Raw genomic sequence first — 15,143 nt, 5'->3', positions numbered from 1 at the left:
CCGTGCATTGAAAGGGACGCGCAGCAAGCAACCCGACGTAACACCGGACATGCTGCTGCGCGCCTATTCCATAGGCCTGTTTCCGATGGCCGATTCGGCTGACGATCCAGAGCTTTTCTGGGTCGAGCCGGAAATCCGCGGCGTCATTCCGCTCGATGGCTTTCACGTCTCGCGCAGTCTTGCAAAGACAATCCGCAAGAGCCACTTCGACATCCGCTTCAACACCGCCTTCGAGGCCGTGATGGAAGGCTGCGCCGCGCCGGCGCCGGATCGCCCGACCACCTGGATCAACAACAAGATCCGCTCGCTTTACGCCACGCTTCACTCGATGGGCTACGCGCACAGCGTCGAAGCCTGGGAGGACGATGCGCTGGTCGGCGGTCTCTACGGCGTCTCACTCGGCTCGGCATTTTTCGGCGAAAGCATGTTTTCCAGACGCACCAACGCGTCCAAGATCTGCCTCGTGCATCTGGTGGAGCGCCTGCGCGCCAAGGGCTTTGAATTGCTGGACACCCAGTTCACGACCGAGCATCTCAAGTCCTTCGGTGCGATCGACGTGCCGAAGGCGGAGTATGAGATCATGCTCGCCAATGCGATGAACTCTCCGGATCTATCGTTTTGAGCTCATCGTCGACCTGAGCCCCCGGTGCAAACGCCCATTTCCACCCCGTCTCAGACCCTTCAAAGTGCCCAGGGATGTCCGCGCCAGAGCATCGCCCGCTCACAAAAGGAGTCGCGCAACCGCTCTATCGCTTTGTTTTGCCAAATTTATTTGCGGGAGCTATTCTACTGGACTTCCAAGACATTACGGACGGCTTGTCACGGCATGGCCGGTGCGGACGTCCGCGAAGCGAAACCATCACGAGATGGTCCACCGCCGCCCGTTGTGCGCGCTCGTTCCGGCGCACCGAAGAGCGGGTTGGCACAGAAAAATTGAGGGCATATCGCAGCCGCGTTCAAGGGCGCCTGCCAGGCAAGGCTACCTCTTGGAGGCAGTATCCGGTGGCGGCAGGTCCGACGTCGCTTTGCAGGACTGCAGCCAGACATCATAGACGGGGTGCTCGACGGCGTTGAGGCCGGGGCTGTCGGCAAACATCCAGCCGGTAAAGATCCGCCTGATCTTGCGGTCAAGCGTAATCTCGTCGACCTCGACGAAGGTGGTGATCTTCTGAGCTTCCGTGTCGTCCCTGTTATAGCAGACGCGCGGCGTTACCTGCAGGGCGCCAAACTGGACGGTCTCACCGATATAGACGTCAAAGGTCGTGATGCGGCCGGTGATCTTGTCGATGCCGGAAAACACGGCGACGGCGTTGTTTACCCGCGCGGCCTCGGCCGTACCGGCCGAGGAAATCATCGGCAGCGCGGCAAGCGCAGCGACACAGAGCCGGCTCGACATCTGGCCGATTGTTTTCCGCAGATAAGAACCCGCCATTCCCGCCTGTCTCCCGCGCGCTTCGCATTCACCGTTGATGGATATCAGGCGCTAAACATGAAATGTGGCCGCCCCGTGGTCATCGGACCATTTCGCGGGCGGCGCGCCTTGTCCGACGACAAGCGTCTCAGGAGCCCGGCGTCCAGGCGTCATAATCACCCGTTACGCGCGGACGCGCACCGGTACCGGCGATCGAACCCTGCGGCCGGTAAGCGTTGGCCGTACCAGTCGGGTTCGGACGATGTGGCTTCTGCCACTCGCGAGCGACGTATTTTTCGTCAGCCGGCGAAACGTCGGTGCGGTGATGCATCCAGCCGTGCCAGCCGGCCGGAATAGCAGAGGCTTCGGCATAACCGTTGTAAATCACCCAACGGCGCGTCCGGCCTTCGGAGTCCTTACCGCCCTGATAATAGACGTTGCCGAGCTCGTCTTCGCCGACACGTTGACCGTTACGCCAGGTATGAAACCGCGTTCCGATCGTCTGTTGGTTCCACCAGGTGAAAATCTGCAGCAGGAGCTTCATGGATGCCGTCCTCAACCGACCGTTGGGAAGGCGGCCGGATACCAAAACTATGTCCCCGCTTATGCCCCGCCACTCCAGGCTTGTCCAGTGATTCCGAGGCAAACACAGTCATTTCAGCGGCATGTGGAACCCGAAATGGCTGCGTACAAAACCGAGACGTTCGTAGAAGCGATGCGCGTCGGTGCGCGTCGCATTAGAGGAGAGCTGGACCTTTGCTGCCCCCTCCTCGCGCGCACGCTCGCTCGCATGACGTATCATGCGTGCGCCTATGCCACGGCCGCGCATGTCTTTACGGGTTTGCACGGCCTCGATCAGCAGTCTTGGCCGGCCGCGTCCAGGAAGCGAGGTCAATAATGTTGCCTGGAAAGTGCCGACCACTTCTTCACCGAGGCGGGCGACATAAAGGGTTTGAAGCGGTGATGCCTCGATGCGCGCGAAGGCCGCGAGATAGTCGTCGAAAGCCTCCGGCTCGACCGTGTCACCGTGTCCGCCAACGTCGTCGGCGGCAAAGAGCGCGATGATCGCCGGTAGATCAGCCCGCTCGGCCTTGCGGATATCCAAGTCAGTCAGCGCGTGCATGTTTTCCTCCGGGCGTCACCATCAGCACCGAGCATCAATCATCAGAAGGCTAGCGTTTCGCGACAGCCAACCCTAACCGCGCGATCTTCCCCGGAGGAAGGCGACGGCCGCTAACCTCAGAGGAACGACGGCGTCAGACCAACGGTTTTTCGAGGATGAGTGCCAGAAGCCCCGACTGGTCGTCGCCGCAATCGCTGGTTTGACCGACTTCGGAAAAGCCGTGAGTCCGGTAGAATGCGAGGGCATGAAGGTTCTGCGGCTCGACCTCGACCCGCATGCGCTCGGCATCCGGGAAGCAGGTTTCGAGTTCGGCGAAAATGTCGCGGCCGATGCCCTGCCTCTGCAGTTTCGGCAGGACGTAAAGCTGGTGGAGCACCACGGTCTTCTTCAACGTATCTGACATGGACGCATAGCCCATGCCGCCAATGCTGCGACCATCGTCGGCAACCAGGAATTCCGCGTCCTTGCGCTCTAGCCGGACCTTGAGCGCCGGTAGCGAATGCCAGCGGCCCGTCAGTTCGTTGACCTTCTCGACGCCATAGAAGGTGTCATAGGTCGCGTGCCACGTCTCGACGAGCAGCGCGCGAACCTTTTCCAGATCGCGCTCGCTCGCCGTGCGGACGAAGAACATCGTTTATTCCTCGATGCCGAGCTTGGCCTTGACCAGTGCCTGAACGGCCTGCGGATTAGCCTTGCCGCCGGTCGACTTCATCACCTGGCCGACGAACCAGCCAGCGAGCGAAGGCTTTGCCTGCACCTTGGCAACCTGGTCCGGGTTGGCGGCGATGATCTCGTCGACCGCCTTCTCGATGGCGCCGGTGTCTGTTACCTGCTTCATGCCACGCGCTTCAACGATCTCGGCAGGATTTCCGCCTTCGTTCCAGACGATTTCGAAGAGGTCCTTGGCGATCTTGCCGGAAATCGTCTCCGCCTTGATGAGATCGATGATGCCGCCGAGCTGGGCAGGGGAAACCGGAGTCTCTTCAATAGCTTTGCCGGCTTTGTTCAAGGCGCCGAGCAAGTCGTTGATGACCCAGTTTGCAGCGATCTTGCCGTCACGGCCTTCGGCCACAGCCTCGAAATAGTCGGCAATCGACTTTTCGGAAACGAGCACCGAGGCGTCATAGACCGACAGGCCCATGGCGCTGACAAAGCGTTCCTTCTTGTCGTCAGGCAGTTCCGGCAGGTCGGCTTTCAGCGCATCGACGAAGGCCTGGTCGAATTCGAGCGGCAGCAGGTCCGGGTCCGGGAAGTAGCGATAGTCGTGCGCGTCTTCCTTGGACCGCATGGAGCGTGTCTCGCCCTTGTTCGGGTCGAACAGGCGCGTTTCCTGGTCGATAGAGCCGCCGTCTTCCAGAATTCCGATCTGACGGCGCGCTTCATATTCGATCGCCTGACCGATGAAGCGGATGGAGTTGACGTTCTTGATTTCGCAGCGCGTGCCAAAACCTTCGCCGGGGCGACGGACCGAAACGTTGACGTCGGCGCGCATCGAACCTTCGTCCATGTTGCCGTCACAGGTGCCGAGGTATCGCACGATCGAACGCAGCTTGGTCATGTAGGCCTTGGCCTCGTCGGACGACCGCATGTCGGGCTTTGAGACGATTTCCATCAGCGCCACGCCGGAGCGGTTGAGGTCGACATAGGACATCGACGGATGCTGGTCGTGCATCGACTTGCCGGCATCCTGCTCGAGATGCAGGCGCTCGATGCCGATCTCGACGTCTTCGAACTGGCCCTGGCGATCAGGCCCGACGGAAATGATGATCTTGCCTTCGCCGACGATCGGATCCTTGAACTGCGAGATCTGATAGCCCTGCGGCAGGTCGGGATAGAAGTAGTTTTTGCGGTCGAAGATCGAGCGGTTGTTGATCACGGCCTTGAGACCGAGGCCGGTGCGGACCGCCTGCCTGACGCATTCCTCGTTGATGACGGGCAGCATGCCAGGCATGGCCGCATCGACAAGCGACACGTTGGCGTTCGCCGGCTTGCCGAATTCGGTCGATGCACCCGAGAACAGCTTCGAATTGGAAAGCACCTGGGCATGGACCTCCATGCCGATGATAACCTCCCAGTCGCCAGTGGCGCCAGGGATGAAGCGTTTGGAATCGGGAGTGCGGACGTCGACAATGCTCATATCATGCTCTTCTTTGAAGCCTGAATTCTTGGTTTCTCGGTAGAGCAATTGCCGCAATGGTGCAAGTTGTTAGGCGCGATCAGCCGCCCCGCGATGACGTGGCGCACGGTTTAACCGCCGCTTAGCGGTCGCTATGGCAAAAGGTGGACATGGCCCTCACCGCTGCCAGTCTCCTGTGTTTCCTTGTCGCGATCAACATCACGAGCTTCTGCCAATTCTGGTACGACAAGCACGCGGCGCGATCAGGCTGGCGCCGCATCAGCGAGCGGACGTTGCTGCAATCGGCATTTTTCGGCGGCAGCATCGGTGCGATGGCCGGTCGCCAGGTCTTCAGGCACAAGACACGCAAGGAGCCGTTTCGAACACATCTCATTCTGATCGTCCTGTTCCAGATGATTGTGGCGGTTGCCTGCGCAATCTTTGCGAGCGGATATATTGACGCTTTCGTCGGTCTCTTCTAGGAAGCGTTCGTTCGAATGGAGTTTTGATGTTCACATCGTCTGAGTCCCGGTAAGGCCCCTGCCCGCTTTCTCATAGATTGCGCGCACGGGCCGGAAACGTAACCCCGCTTTTCCCAAGATTTGCGGAACGTTTTTCTGCGTTCTCACGAACGCTATTCCGGAACATTCAGATATGGATATCTCACGCGCTGAGCAGCGCATTCTTCATCATTTGGCCCAAGGCGGCCGTATCGAAATTACCCGCGACGACAAGACGATCATCGACATCAGATGCTTCACGCGCGACGGATGGGTCTATCCGGGCTTCGACCTCGAACTCTTCCGCAAGCTGAAGCGCAAGAAAGCGATCTCGTCATCGGCCGGCAAACCCTATCGCATCACCGAGCGGGGCTTGCGCCTGGTCCGGTCGGAACTCAACAATCGCTGATCGGCGAAACCATGAGGATGCCGGGTATCGCCCGGCATTTTCTCCAGCCCTTACGGTATGCCGCGATTAGGGATCGTATCTCTTATCACCTAGCGGCCGTAAAGGCCGAGATCGGTAACAGCAAGCGGCTTGCCCAGCCCGATGTACTCGACATCGCGATCAAGCTTGGGCGCATAGGAGGTCGACAGCCAGGTGACCCCGTAGCCGTGTTTGCGGAAGAAGCCGATGGCTGCTGTGTTCTTGGCGTGCGTCTTGGTTTTCGCTGCGTCGAAGCCGTCGTTTGAGATGCGAAGCTCAATGTCGGCGAGCAGACGACCGCCGAGCCCCCGCCTCTGGGCTTCCGGCTCGATCCACAGATCGGAGATCATCTCGTCGAAGTTCTCGCGAGCGGCCCAGCCACGCGGCCGGCCATCAACTTCGATCAGCGAAACGGAGAGCCAATGATTGGCAAGAAAATCGCCAAAGGCGTTCTCCGCCAGGCGCCTCATCCGACCGACATCGGCAAGGCCGACAATCGCCCCTTCCCAGGCGCGAAGGCCTACGGCCGTGAGAGCACCAACCTCATCCTCTCGAGCATGACGGATCACGGGCATGGCGCGGCCCCCCTCTCCGCGTCACTGAAGCGTCGCGCGTCATGTGTGACGCGTCAAGGACGCTGGCTGACACACCAGTCGCGGCGATCGCGGCGCAGCACGCTTGCGGTGCTGCGCCGTTAGCGTTTTACCACCACTTGGTGGGCGCGAAACGACCGGCTGCCTGCTCGATCACATGGGCGGTCTTGAAGAGGGTCTCTTCCTCGAACGGCTTGCCGATCAGTTGCAGACCAAGCGGCAGGCCCTTGTGATCGACGCCGCCGGGAACGGCGATGCCCGGCAGGCCGGCCATGTTGACCGTCACCGTAAAGATGTCGTTGAGGTACATCTTGACCGGATCCGATGCGAGATCCTCGTCGGCGATGCCGAACGCGGAGGACGGTGTCGCCGGCGTCAGGATCGCGTCGACGCCCGCATGGAAAGCGAGTTCAAAGTCGCGCTTGATCAACGTGCGAACCTTCTGGGCGCGCAGGTAGTAGGCGTCGTAATAGCCGGCAGAAAGCACATAGGTGCCGATCATGATGCGGCGCTTGACCTCCTGGCCGAAGCCGGCTGCGCGGGTCTTCTCGTACATGTCGACGATGTCCTTGCCGTCGACGCGCAGGCCGTAGCGGACGCCATCGTAGCGGGCAAGATTCGAAGACGCTTCGGCCGGAGCGACGATGTAGTAAGCCGGCAGCGCGTATTTGGTGTGCGGAAGCGTGATGTCGACGATCTCGGCACCGGCATCCTTAAGCCAGGCGATACCCTGCTGCCACAGGGCTTCGATCTCTTCCGGCATGCCGTCTACCCGGTATTCGCGCGGAATACCGATCTTCATGCCCTTGATCGACTGTCCGATCGAAGCTTCGTAGTTCGGCACCGGCAGATCGACGGAGGTCGTGTCCTTGGCGTCGACGCTTGCCATCGACTTCAGAAGGATCGCGGCGTCGCGCACGTCACGGGCAATCGGGCCGGCCTGATCGAGCGACGACGCAAAGGCGACGACGCCCCAGCGCGAGCAGCGGCCATAGGTCGGCTTGATGCCGACGGTGCCGGTGAAGGCGGCCGGCTGACGGATGGAGCCACCGGTATCGGTTGCGGTCGCACCGGCGCACAGATGCGCGGCGACGGCAGCGGCCGAGCCGCCCGACGAGCCGCCCGGGACCAGATCGAGGTTGGAGCCCTTGGCGCGCCAGGGGTTCTTCACGGCACCGTAGTAAGAGGTTTCGTTGGAGGAGCCCATGGCGAACTCGTCCATGTTGAGCTTGCCGAGCATCACGGCGCCGTCGTTCCAGAGGTTCTGGGTCACGGTCGATTCGTAGCGCGGGGCGAAACCATCGAGAATGTGGCTGCAGGCCTGCGTGTGCACGCCTTCGGTACCGAACAGATCCTTGATGGCCAGCGGAATGCCTTCGAGCGCGCCGGCCTTGCCGGCCGCGATGCGCGCGTCCGATGCCTTGGCCATTTCGCGCGCCTTGTCCGGCGTGACGGCGATATAGGCATTGATCGCTTCATTGGCGGAATCGATCGCCGCGATATAGGCGTCGGTCAGTTCAACGGCGGTGATTTCCTTGGCGACAAGCTTGGTGCGGGCTTCGGCGATCGTAAGGCTGGTGAGTTCGGTCATGATGAAATCGGACTTTCGCAATCAGGGACGCCGGGCGCAATCAGGGACGCCGGGGCGGCAGGTGGTCGGATTATTCGACGACCTTCGGGACGAGGAAAAAGTTGCGATCGGTATTGGGAGCATTGGCAACGATATCGTCGGCCTTGCTGCCATCGGACACGACGTCAAGGCGCTTCTTCATGTCCATCGGCGTCACCGACGTCATCGGTTCTACGCCATCGACATTCACTTCGGAGAGTTGCTCGACGAAACCAAGGATGCCGTTGATTTCGCCCACCATTCGCGTGGCTTCATCTTCACTGACGGCGATGCGGGCGAGGCGCGCGACGCGCTTCACGGTGGCAAGGTCTACGGACATGGTCGTCTCCGGTATCTGGAACTTTCCCCCGCTATAATGGTGCGCGGCGAGGCGCGCAACGGGGGAATCGCCCGATCGCTCGCCTGCCGCGGTGCTGACGGCCTTCGCCGTCAGACGGTCACTACGCCACCGACGGCCGGTGTTGCCACTTTGGTCGAGGCGCTGTCCATGCCGACGACGAAGTTTTCCGGCGTCTGATCGATGATCGGGAAGGATCCGTAGTGGCAGGGAATGGCGGTCGAGAACTTGAAATAGCGCTGGCAGGCAAGTGCGGCCACGGCGCCTCCCATGGTGAACCGGTCGCCGATTGGAACGAGGCCGATCTCCGGCTGGTGCAATTCCTCTACCAGAGCCATGTCCGAAAAGATGTCCGTGTCGCCCATATGGTAGAGCGTCGGTTCATCCTCGAAATGCAGAACGAGGCCGTTAGCACTGCCGAGCGAATGCGAAACGCCGTCTTCGGTAATCTGTGCCGAAGAATGCAGCGCATTGACGAAAGTGGCGGAAAAGCCGGCGAGATGAATGGTGCCGCCGGTGTTGCCCGGCTCCATCGCCGAAACGCCCTGGCGCCCAAGCCACATGCAGAGATCGAAGTTCGCAACGACCACGGCTCCCGTTTCCTTGGCGATTGCGACGGTGTCGCCGACATGATCGCCATGACCGTGCGTCAGCAGAATATGGGTGAGCCCGGTCGTCACCTCCTTGCGCTCGCTGTCGAGGAAGGCCGGGTTGCCGGTGAAGAAGGGATCGATCAGGATCTTCGACGTTGCCGTTTCGATGTGGAAAGCGGAATGGCCGAGCCATTTGATCTTCATGACATTCTCCCAGATGATTTGCGCCTTGGACCAGCTATATGGAACGGATCGAACACCTGCAAAGATCGAATCGGCAAATCAAATGACAATTCTGACCATCGAAGAGCTCGCGAGCCAGCTTCAGCCCAACCAGGCCATCGCCGGCCTCGATCTCGGCACCAAGACGATCGGCATCTCGGTGTCCGACCTTGGACGCCGGATCGCAACGCCGCGCGAGGTGATCCGGCGGGTCAAATTCGGCATCGATGCGGTGACGCTTCTGGCAGTGGCCGAGAAGGAACGGGTTGCGGCCCTTATCATCGGCCTGCCGGTCAACATGGACGGCAGCGAAGGGCCCCGGTGTCAGGCGACCCGCGCTTTCGTGCGAAACATGGTCGAGAAGACGCCCCTGCCCTTCGTCTACTGGGATGAGCGGCTTTCGACCGTCGCGGCCGAACGGGTGCTGATTGAAATGGACGTATCACGCAAGAAGCGGGCCGAGCGCATCGACTCGGCTGCCGCATCCTTCATTCTTCAAGGGGCGCTCGACAGGCTGGCGTCCCTTGCCAGGGACGGCGCTTCGGCCGACTGAGCGGCCACTGCACCAAAGCAGCGGCGATACCAGACTGCAAGCTCACGACGCTTGCGGAAGGCGATGATGCCGAAAACGATGAAGCTGTCGACAATGATGGCGCGGGCGACGAGCGGCGGAATGCTTTCCGGCGGAATGCCGAGCACGTTGCCGTAGACCTGGAAGACCAGGTCATGGGTCTGGCGCGTCAGCATGAAGAATCCGAAGCTCATGTCGTAGTAGGAAAGGCCGTACCAGGCGGCCAAAAACATGACGGGGCATGCCCACAGGATCAGAAACCACTTCATGCGGCCCCCCTTTCCGATATGCGTCGATAGAACAATGGATAGATCGCGCGGTCTGCCAGTACCAAGGCAAGCAGAACCATTGCGGGAACCACGATATCGAGCGCCAGTCCGGCGAAAAACATCATCATGATGATCAAAAGACCAGTTCTCACCGAACCGCTCCCTTCCGGATCTCTTTGCGTTACCCAACCACTGTCCACGCTCGCCGGCGGTCACGCAATGTAAACCACTTGTTAAGGTTAATTTTCACAGGCTCCTGTCCGACTGCAGCCAGCCCGACCCGCCAAGGCGCTGCAAAGCTTGAAACGCACGGCGCGATTTCGTCTTAAATTGATTCCGGCTCGAGGGATTATGCAGTAACGGTGGGCTCCTCTCCCGCTCAGGCCCCGTCATGATCATCGTCTTTGAAAGTATCCTTCCCATCTTCCTTCTGGTGCTGCTCGGCGCATGGCTGAAACGCACGACGCTGGTCGATCAGAACCTTTGGCTGGGCCTCGAACAGTTCGGCTATTACATTCTCTTCCCCGCCCTCTTGTTCTCCACGCTGGCCCAGGCCGATTTTTCCGGCATGAAGGCGGACGCCACGGCGATCGCCACGATCGGCAGTGTCAGCCTGATGTCGATCTTTGTCCTCTTCCTCTGGCCGCTGTTTCGAAACAGAGAGGTTTCGGGCGCCTCCTTCACCTCGGTCTTCCAGACGGCGACGCGGTGGAACGGCTTCATGGCACTGGCGATCGCACAGAAACTCTATGGACCGATCGGGCTGACGCTGACGGCGCTGGTGATGACCCTCGTGATCATCCCGATCAATCTCTACAACGTCGGCGTGCTGGTTTGGTTCGGGGGCGGCAACCGGGATTTCCGGCGTTTCTTTGCCAAGATCGCTACCAATCCGTTAATCGTCGCATCGGTGCTGGGCATCGTGTTCAACCGGATGGGCATAACTGTCTACGGGCCGGTGATGACGACCATCGACATGCTGGCAAGCGCCTCGCTCAGCCTCGGGCTCGTTATGGTCGGTGCCGGATTGCGGGTGTCGGACGCACTGAAGCCGAGTGGATCGGCGATGTTGGCAGTCTTCCTGAAGCTGATCATGATGCCGGTGTTCATGGTGGGTGCCAGCTTCCTGCTCGGCATCCGCGGCGATGCGTTGTGCGTCATTGCGCTCGACGCTGCCGTTCCGACCGCGATGAACGGCTATCTGCTCGCCAAACAGATGGGCGGCGACGCAGAGCTCTACGCGGCGGTGGCGACGGTTCAGACCGTCGTCTCCTTCTTCACGATCCCGCTGGTGCTGTCGGTGACCGCCTATGTGGCGGCCGGATAGAGCAGGTCGAGGATGTAGGCCGAATCGAAGCGCGAATCGAGCATGCCGTAGGTGGACCGCCAGCCGGCGGCAAGGCGCGATTCGAGGAAGGCGTCGGCGATGCGGCCGGCCCCGAGCCGATAGAGTTCGGCAGCCGCCGCTGCCAGAGCCAGTTGCTCGACCAGCATGCGGGCGGCCCCTTCGTCGCGCTCGCAGAGCGACATCGCCGCACGCAGCACGTCGATCGTCTTGCGACCGGCAGGCCCGAGATCGCGGCTCAGCACGGCAAACAGCTGTTCGAAGAGATCCTTGCGCTTAAGCAGAACGCGAAGCACATCCAGCGCCATGACGTTGCCCGAGCCTTCCCAGATCGCGTTGACCGGCGCCTCGCGATAATGCCGCGCCAGCGCCCGCTCTTCGACGTAGCCGTTGCCACCGAGGCATTCCATCGCTTCATAGATCAGCGCCGGGGCGATCTTGCAGCACCAGTATTTTGCGACCGGCGTCATGATGCGCGCATAGGCCGCCTCTTCGGCACTGCCGTGCGCCTTGTCGAAGGCATCGGCGAGGCGGAACGACAGGGCACTGGCGGCGGCGACGTCGAGCGCCATATCGGCGAGGACCCGGGTCATCATCGGCTGGCCGACGAGCGGCTTGCCGAAAACCTTGCGGCCACGCGTGTGGTGGACGGCCTCGGCGAGCGATGCCCGCATGATGCCGGCGGACGCCAGCGCGCAATCGAGACGCGTCAGCGTCACCATGTCGAGAATAGTGCGGATACCGGCATCGGGCGCGCCGAGCACGAAACCGAATGTGTCGGAAAACTCGACTTCGGAGGATGCGTTGGAGCGGTTGCCGAGCTTGTCCTTCAGGCGTTGGAAGCGCAGGCCGTTGGCGCTCCCGTCTTCAAGCAGCCTCGGTACAAGGAAGCAGCCGAGCCCGTCGCGGGTCTGCGCCAGCATGACGAAGGCGTCGCTCATCGGCGCCGACATGAACCACTTGTGGCCGTTCAGGCGGTAGATACCCTCGCCGACACGCTCTGCGGTCGAAGTGTTGGCGCGCACATCGGTGCCGCCCTGCTTTTCCGTCATGCCCATGCCGACGGTAACGGCAGACTTCTGCATCCACGGCTTGTTGGACGAATCGTATTTGCGCGACAGGATCTTCGGCGCCCATTCCTTCTGCACGGCGGGCGAGGCGGTGATCGCGGCAAGCGATGCACTTGTCATCGTCAGCGGGCAAAGATGGCCGCATTCCAGCTGGGCCGTCAGGTAGAAACGGATCGCCCGCGTCTTGTGCGACTGATTGCGCTCGTCAGGCAGGTTCTCCCAGGCGGATGCGTGCAGGCCCGAGGTCATGGAGCGTCGCATCAGCGCATGCCAGGCCGGATGGAACTCGACGACATCGAGGCGCTCGCCGCGTGGGCCATGCGTCTTCAGCTTCGGTACGCCTTCGTTCGCCATGCGCGCGAGTTCCTGCGCCTCCGGCGAGGTCACGTAGCGCCCGAGCGTACCGAACTCGTCGCGCAGGGCCTTCGGCATGCCCGACGTGATGTCCACGACCAGCGGATCGGAACGATAGGCATTGATGCCGGACCAGGGCTTGGGCTGGTTCAGCTCGGCGAGTTTCTGTTCGGTCCGGTTCATCTGATTCATGGGCCGGTTCTAGCGCAACTTTGCCGACCACGAAACGGGGCCAGGGAAAGATAGGATGCCGCACCCAAGTTTTCTGCGGAAGGGCCCGCGCAACGCTTGCCGTGCCGGGGGTCACGTCTTATAGAGCGAGCCACATTCCAGAGCGCAAGGGCGGCCCATGACCACTTTCCCGCATCGCCACCTGCTCGGCATCAAAGGTCTTACGGAGCAGGATATCACCTACCTGCTCGATCGTGCCGATGAAGCCGTCAAGATCTCCCGTCAGAGAGAGAAGAAGACGTCCACCCTTCGAGGGATGACGCAGATCAATCTCTTCTTTGAAGCGTCCACCAGGACGCAATCCTCCTTCGAGCTAGCGGGCAAACGGCTCGGCGCCGACGTGATGAACATGTCGGTCGGCAACTCGTCGGTGAAAAAGGGCGAAACGCTGATCGATACGGCGATGACGCTCAACGCCATGCACCCCGACGTGCTGGTCGTGCGCCATTCGTCCGCGGGTGCGGCCGCACTTCTGGCCCACAAGGTTTCCTGCTCCGTGGTCAATGCCGGCGATGGCCAGCACGAACATCCGACCCAGGCCCTGCTCGATGCACTGACGATCCGCCGCATCAAGGGCAAGCTCTCGCGCATCATCGTGGCGATCTGCGGCGACGTGCTGCATTCGCGTGTCGCCCGCTCCAACATCCTTCTGCTCAACCAGATGGGCGCGAGGGTGCGGGTCGTCGCACCGGCAACGCTGCTTCCCTCTGGGATCGCCGACATGGGCGTTGAGGTCTACCACTCGATGGCCGAGGGACTGAAGGATGCAGATGTGGTGATGATGCTGCGCCTGCAGCGCGAGCGCATGGCCGGCTCCTTCGTGCCTTCGGTGCGCGAATATTTCCACTACTACGGCCTCGATGCCGAAAAGCTCAAGGCAGCCAAGGACGACGCGCTCGTCATGCACCCGGGCCCAATGAACCGCGGCGTCGAGATCGCGTCCGAAATCGCCGATGGGCCGCAGAGCGTAATCGAGCAGCAGGTTGAAATGGGTGTCGCCGTGCGCATGGCGGTGATGGAAACGCTTCTTCTTTCGCAGAACCAGGGGCCGCGCGTATGACCAGACCGCTCGTTCTTAGGAACCTTCGCATCGTCGATCCGTCCCGCAACCTCGACGAAACCGGCACGATCATCGTCGGTGATGATGGCCGTATCCTGGCCGCAGGCAAGGATGCCCTCAATCAGGGAACGCCTGTTGGCGCCTTCGTCAAGGATTGCGACGGACTAACGGCCGTTCCGGGCCTCGTCGACGCGCGCGTCTTCGTCGGCGAGCCGGGCGCCGAGCACCGCGAAACGATCGAATCGGCCTCGCGCGCAGCAGCCGTCGGCGGTGTGACCTCCTTCATTTCGATGCCGGACACGGATCCTGTCATCGACGACATCGCGCTTGTCGAATTCATGCAGAAGACGGCCCGCGACAAGGCGCTCGTCAATGTCTATCCGGCGGCCGCGATGACCAAGGGTCTCGCCGGCGAAGAGATGACCGAGTTCGGTCTGCTGCGGGAGGCAGGTGCGGTCTGCTTCACCAACGGACGCAAGGCGATTCACGATACGCTGATGCTGCGCCGCGCCATGACCTATGCCCGCGAGTTCGGCGCGGTGATCGCGCTCGAAACGCGCGACAAGTATCTCGGCGCCAACGGCGTGATGAACGAGGGCCTGCTTGCCAGCTGGCTCGGTCTTGCCGGTGTGCCGCGCGAGGCGGAAATCATCCCGCTCGAGCGCGACCTGCGTATCGCCGGCCTCACCAAGGCCGCCTACCACGCCGCCAACATCTCGGTTCCCGAATCCGCCGAAGCCGTTCTGACCGCCCGCAACCGCGGCGCCAACGTCACCTGCGGCATCTCTATCAACCATCTGACGCTCAACGAGAACGACATCGGTGAATACCGGACCTTCTTCAAGCTCTCGCCGCCGCTGCGCCGCGAGGACGACCGCGTCGCGATGGCGGAAGCTCTTGCCAACGGCACCATCGACATCATCGTTTCCTCGCATGATCCGCAGGATGTCGACACCAAGCGCCTGCCCTTCTCCGACGCGGAAAATGGCGCGATCGGGCTCGAGACGATGCTAGCCGCAGCGCTTCGCCTGCATAACAGCGGCCAGGTTCCGCTGATGCGCCTCATCGACGCGATGTCGACGCGTCCGGCGGCGATCTTCGGGCTTGATGCCGGCTCGCTGAAGCCGGGTGCCAAGGCCGACATCACCGTCATCGATCTCGAAGAGCCTTGGGTCCTCTACAAGGAAGCGATCGTTTCACGATCGAAGAACACGCCATTCGAAAATGCGCGCTTTACCGGACGGGTTGTGCAAACCTATGTTGCCGGCAAGCTTGTGCATTCGGCATAAGC

General features: G+C 61.4%; 19 protein-coding genes. 7 read left to right on the top strand and 12 right to left on the bottom strand.

Annotated features, from left to right (window positions below):
- The first annotated feature begins 7 nt into the window (after window positions 1-7).
- On the top strand, window positions 8-622 hold the full coding sequence (gene aat, locus C6558_RS18200; RefSeq protein WP_025426635.1) for a leucyl/phenylalanyl-tRNA--protein transferase: 615 nt from the start codon (window positions 8-10) through the stop codon (window positions 620-622).
- Window positions 623-979: 357 nt separating this feature from the next.
- On the opposite strand, the gene C6558_RS18195 is transcribed toward aat, so the two are convergent.
- From C6558_RS18195 to gatB, 5 genes are all read right to left on the bottom strand, one after another.
- A complete protein-coding gene (locus C6558_RS18195; protein ID WP_025426634.1) occupies window positions 980-1,432 on the bottom strand; it encodes a DUF2155 domain-containing protein in 453 nt (150 codons plus the stop codon).
- A gap of 127 nt (window positions 1,433-1,559) precedes the next feature.
- Window positions 1,560-1,955: an NADH:ubiquinone oxidoreductase subunit NDUFA12 gene (locus C6558_RS18190; protein WP_025426633.1), complete on the bottom strand. Its 396-nt coding sequence runs from the start codon at window positions 1,953-1,955 to the stop codon at window positions 1,560-1,562.
- A gap of 108 nt (window positions 1,956-2,063) precedes the next feature.
- The gene (locus C6558_RS18185) at window positions 2,064-2,534 is read right to left on the bottom strand and encodes a GNAT family N-acetyltransferase (protein ID WP_084814297.1); all 471 of its coding nucleotides are present in this window, start codon (window positions 2,532-2,534) and stop codon (window positions 2,064-2,066) included.
- Window positions 2,535-2,667: 133 nt separating this feature from the next.
- Window positions 2,668-3,165: a GNAT family N-acetyltransferase gene (locus C6558_RS18180; RefSeq protein WP_025426631.1), complete on the bottom strand. Its 498-nt coding sequence runs from the start codon at window positions 3,163-3,165 to the stop codon at window positions 2,668-2,670.
- 3 nt (window positions 3,166-3,168) lie between these two features.
- A complete protein-coding gene (gene gatB, locus C6558_RS18175; RefSeq protein ID WP_025426630.1) occupies window positions 3,169-4,671 on the bottom strand; it encodes an Asp-tRNA(Asn)/Glu-tRNA(Gln) amidotransferase subunit GatB in 1,503 nt (500 codons plus the stop codon).
- Between the two features lie 149 nt (window positions 4,672-4,820).
- On the opposite strand from gatB, the gene C6558_RS18170 reads away from it, so the two are divergent.
- A complete protein-coding gene (locus C6558_RS18170; protein WP_025426629.1) occupies window positions 4,821-5,132 on the top strand; it encodes a DUF1294 domain-containing protein in 312 nt (103 codons plus the stop codon).
- Between the two features lie 172 nt (window positions 5,133-5,304).
- Window positions 5,305-5,559 carry a YjhX family toxin gene (locus C6558_RS18165; protein ID WP_025426628.1) on the top strand — a complete coding sequence of 85 codons (255 nt, stop codon included), beginning with the start codon at window positions 5,305-5,307 and terminating at the stop codon, window positions 5,557-5,559.
- Between the two features lie 89 nt (window positions 5,560-5,648).
- On the opposite strand, the gene C6558_RS18160 is transcribed toward C6558_RS18165, so the two are convergent.
- The 4 genes from C6558_RS18160 to C6558_RS18145 form a co-directional block, all read right to left on the bottom strand.
- Window positions 5,649-6,152, bottom strand: coding sequence for a GNAT family N-acetyltransferase (locus tag C6558_RS18160; RefSeq protein WP_025426627.1), 504 nt, complete (start codon window positions 6,150-6,152; stop codon window positions 5,649-5,651).
- Window positions 6,153-6,279: 127 nt separating this feature from the next.
- Window positions 6,280-7,761, bottom strand: a complete 1,482-nt coding sequence (gatA, locus tag C6558_RS18155; protein ID WP_084814298.1) for an Asp-tRNA(Asn)/Glu-tRNA(Gln) amidotransferase subunit GatA — start codon at window positions 7,759-7,761, stop codon at window positions 6,280-6,282.
- 70 nt (window positions 7,762-7,831) lie between these two features.
- A complete protein-coding gene (gene gatC / locus C6558_RS18150) occupies window positions 7,832-8,119 on the bottom strand; it encodes an Asp-tRNA(Asn)/Glu-tRNA(Gln) amidotransferase subunit GatC (RefSeq protein ID WP_025426625.1) in 288 nt (95 codons plus the stop codon).
- A gap of 110 nt (window positions 8,120-8,229) precedes the next feature.
- Complete coding sequence (locus C6558_RS18145; protein ID WP_025426624.1) at window positions 8,230-8,934, bottom strand: metal-dependent hydrolase; 705 nt, start codon at window positions 8,932-8,934, stop codon at window positions 8,230-8,232.
- 82 nt (window positions 8,935-9,016) lie between these two features.
- Between C6558_RS18145 and ruvX the strand changes: the two genes are divergently transcribed.
- Entirely contained in the window at window positions 9,017-9,505 is a 489-nt protein-coding gene (ruvX, locus tag C6558_RS18140) for a Holliday junction resolvase RuvX (protein WP_025426623.1), read from the top strand.
- Here ruvX and C6558_RS18135 read toward each other — a convergent pair.
- The gene (locus tag C6558_RS18135) at window positions 9,448-9,792 is read right to left on the bottom strand and encodes a DUF6105 family protein (protein ID WP_025426622.1); all 345 of its coding nucleotides are present in this window, start codon (window positions 9,790-9,792) and stop codon (window positions 9,448-9,450) included. The genes ruvX and C6558_RS18135 overlap by 58 nt on opposite strands.
- On the bottom strand, window positions 9,789-9,944 hold the full coding sequence (locus tag C6558_RS39940; protein ID WP_156407888.1) for a hypothetical protein: 156 nt from the start codon (window positions 9,942-9,944) through the stop codon (window positions 9,789-9,791). The genes C6558_RS18135 and C6558_RS39940 overlap by 4 nt, the downstream gene beginning before the upstream one ends.
- Window positions 9,945-10,183: 239 nt before the next feature.
- On the opposite strand from C6558_RS39940, the gene C6558_RS18130 reads away from it, so the two are divergent.
- Window positions 10,184-11,119 (top strand): AEC family transporter, encoded by a 936-nt coding sequence (locus tag C6558_RS18130; protein WP_107027584.1) that lies wholly within the window; start codon window positions 10,184-10,186, stop codon window positions 11,117-11,119.
- On the opposite strand, the gene C6558_RS18125 is transcribed toward C6558_RS18130, so the two are convergent.
- Window positions 11,101-12,753: an acyl-CoA dehydrogenase family protein gene (locus C6558_RS18125; protein ID WP_025426620.1), complete on the bottom strand. Its 1,653-nt coding sequence runs from the start codon at window positions 12,751-12,753 to the stop codon at window positions 11,101-11,103. The two genes, C6558_RS18130 and C6558_RS18125, sit on opposite strands and share 19 nt — an antisense overlap.
- 157 nt (window positions 12,754-12,910) lie before the next feature.
- Here C6558_RS18125 and C6558_RS18120 point away from each other — a divergent pair, with 157 nt between their 5' ends.
- Window positions 12,911-13,852 (top strand): aspartate carbamoyltransferase catalytic subunit, encoded by a 942-nt coding sequence (locus C6558_RS18120; RefSeq protein WP_025426619.1) that lies wholly within the window; start codon window positions 12,911-12,913, stop codon window positions 13,850-13,852.
- The gene (locus C6558_RS18115) at window positions 13,849-15,141 is read left to right on the top strand and encodes a dihydroorotase (RefSeq protein ID WP_025426618.1); all 1,293 of its coding nucleotides are present in this window, start codon (window positions 13,849-13,851) and stop codon (window positions 15,139-15,141) included. Before C6558_RS18120 ends, C6558_RS18115 begins: the two co-directional genes overlap by 4 nt.
- Window positions 15,142-15,143: the final 2 nt, after the last annotated feature.

This window comes from Ensifer sp. NM-2 (genome assembly GCF_003024455.1).
GTDB lineage: Bacteria > Pseudomonadota > Alphaproteobacteria > Rhizobiales > Rhizobiaceae > Ensifer > Ensifer canadensis.
The sequence above is the reverse complement of the archived record's forward strand: the minus strand, read 5'-3'. Positions and strand labels throughout refer to the sequence as shown.

Coding starts and splice junctions, on each gene's coding strand:
- gatA (WP_084814298.1), bottom strand. CDS start 7,761: ATGACCGAACTCACCAGCCTTACGATCGCCGAAGCCCGCACCAAGCTT.
- gatC (WP_025426625.1), bottom strand. CDS start 8,119: ATGTCCGTAGACCTTGCCACCGTGAAGCGCGTCGCGCGCCTCGCCCGC.
- C6558_RS18115 (WP_025426618.1), top strand. CDS start 13,849: ATGACCAGACCGCTCGTTCTTAGGAACCTTCGCATCGTCGATCCGTCC.
- C6558_RS18135 (WP_025426622.1), bottom strand. CDS start 9,792: ATGAAGTGGTTTCTGATCCTGTGGGCATGCCCCGTCATGTTTTTGGCC.
- gatB (WP_025426630.1), bottom strand. CDS start 4,671: ATGAGCATTGTCGACGTCCGCACTCCCGATTCCAAACGCTTCATCCCT.
- C6558_RS18160 (WP_025426627.1), bottom strand. CDS start 6,152: ATGCCCGTGATCCGTCATGCTCGAGAGGATGAGGTTGGTGCTCTCACG.
- C6558_RS18180 (WP_025426631.1), bottom strand. CDS start 3,165: ATGTTCTTCGTCCGCACGGCGAGCGAGCGCGATCTGGAAAAGGTTCGC.
- C6558_RS18170 (WP_025426629.1), top strand. CDS start 4,821: ATGGCCCTCACCGCTGCCAGTCTCCTGTGTTTCCTTGTCGCGATCAAC.
- C6558_RS18145 (WP_025426624.1), bottom strand. CDS start 8,934: ATGAAGATCAAATGGCTCGGCCATTCCGCTTTCCACATCGAAACGGCA.
- C6558_RS18165 (WP_025426628.1), top strand. CDS start 5,305: ATGGATATCTCACGCGCTGAGCAGCGCATTCTTCATCATTTGGCCCAA.
- C6558_RS18195 (WP_025426634.1), bottom strand. CDS start 1,432: ATGGCGGGTTCTTATCTGCGGAAAACAATCGGCCAGATGTCGAGCCGG.
- C6558_RS18130 (WP_107027584.1), top strand. CDS start 10,184: ATGATCATCGTCTTTGAAAGTATCCTTCCCATCTTCCTTCTGGTGCTG.
- C6558_RS18185 (WP_084814297.1), bottom strand. CDS start 2,534: ATGCACGCGCTGACTGACTTGGATATCCGCAAGGCCGAGCGGGCTGAT.
- C6558_RS18120 (WP_025426619.1), top strand. CDS start 12,911: ATGACCACTTTCCCGCATCGCCACCTGCTCGGCATCAAAGGTCTTACG.
- C6558_RS18125 (WP_025426620.1), bottom strand. CDS start 12,753: ATGAATCAGATGAACCGGACCGAACAGAAACTCGCCGAGCTGAACCAG.
- ruvX (WP_025426623.1), top strand. CDS start 9,017: ATGACAATTCTGACCATCGAAGAGCTCGCGAGCCAGCTTCAGCCCAAC.
- C6558_RS18190 (WP_025426633.1), bottom strand. CDS start 1,955: ATGAAGCTCCTGCTGCAGATTTTCACCTGGTGGAACCAACAGACGATC.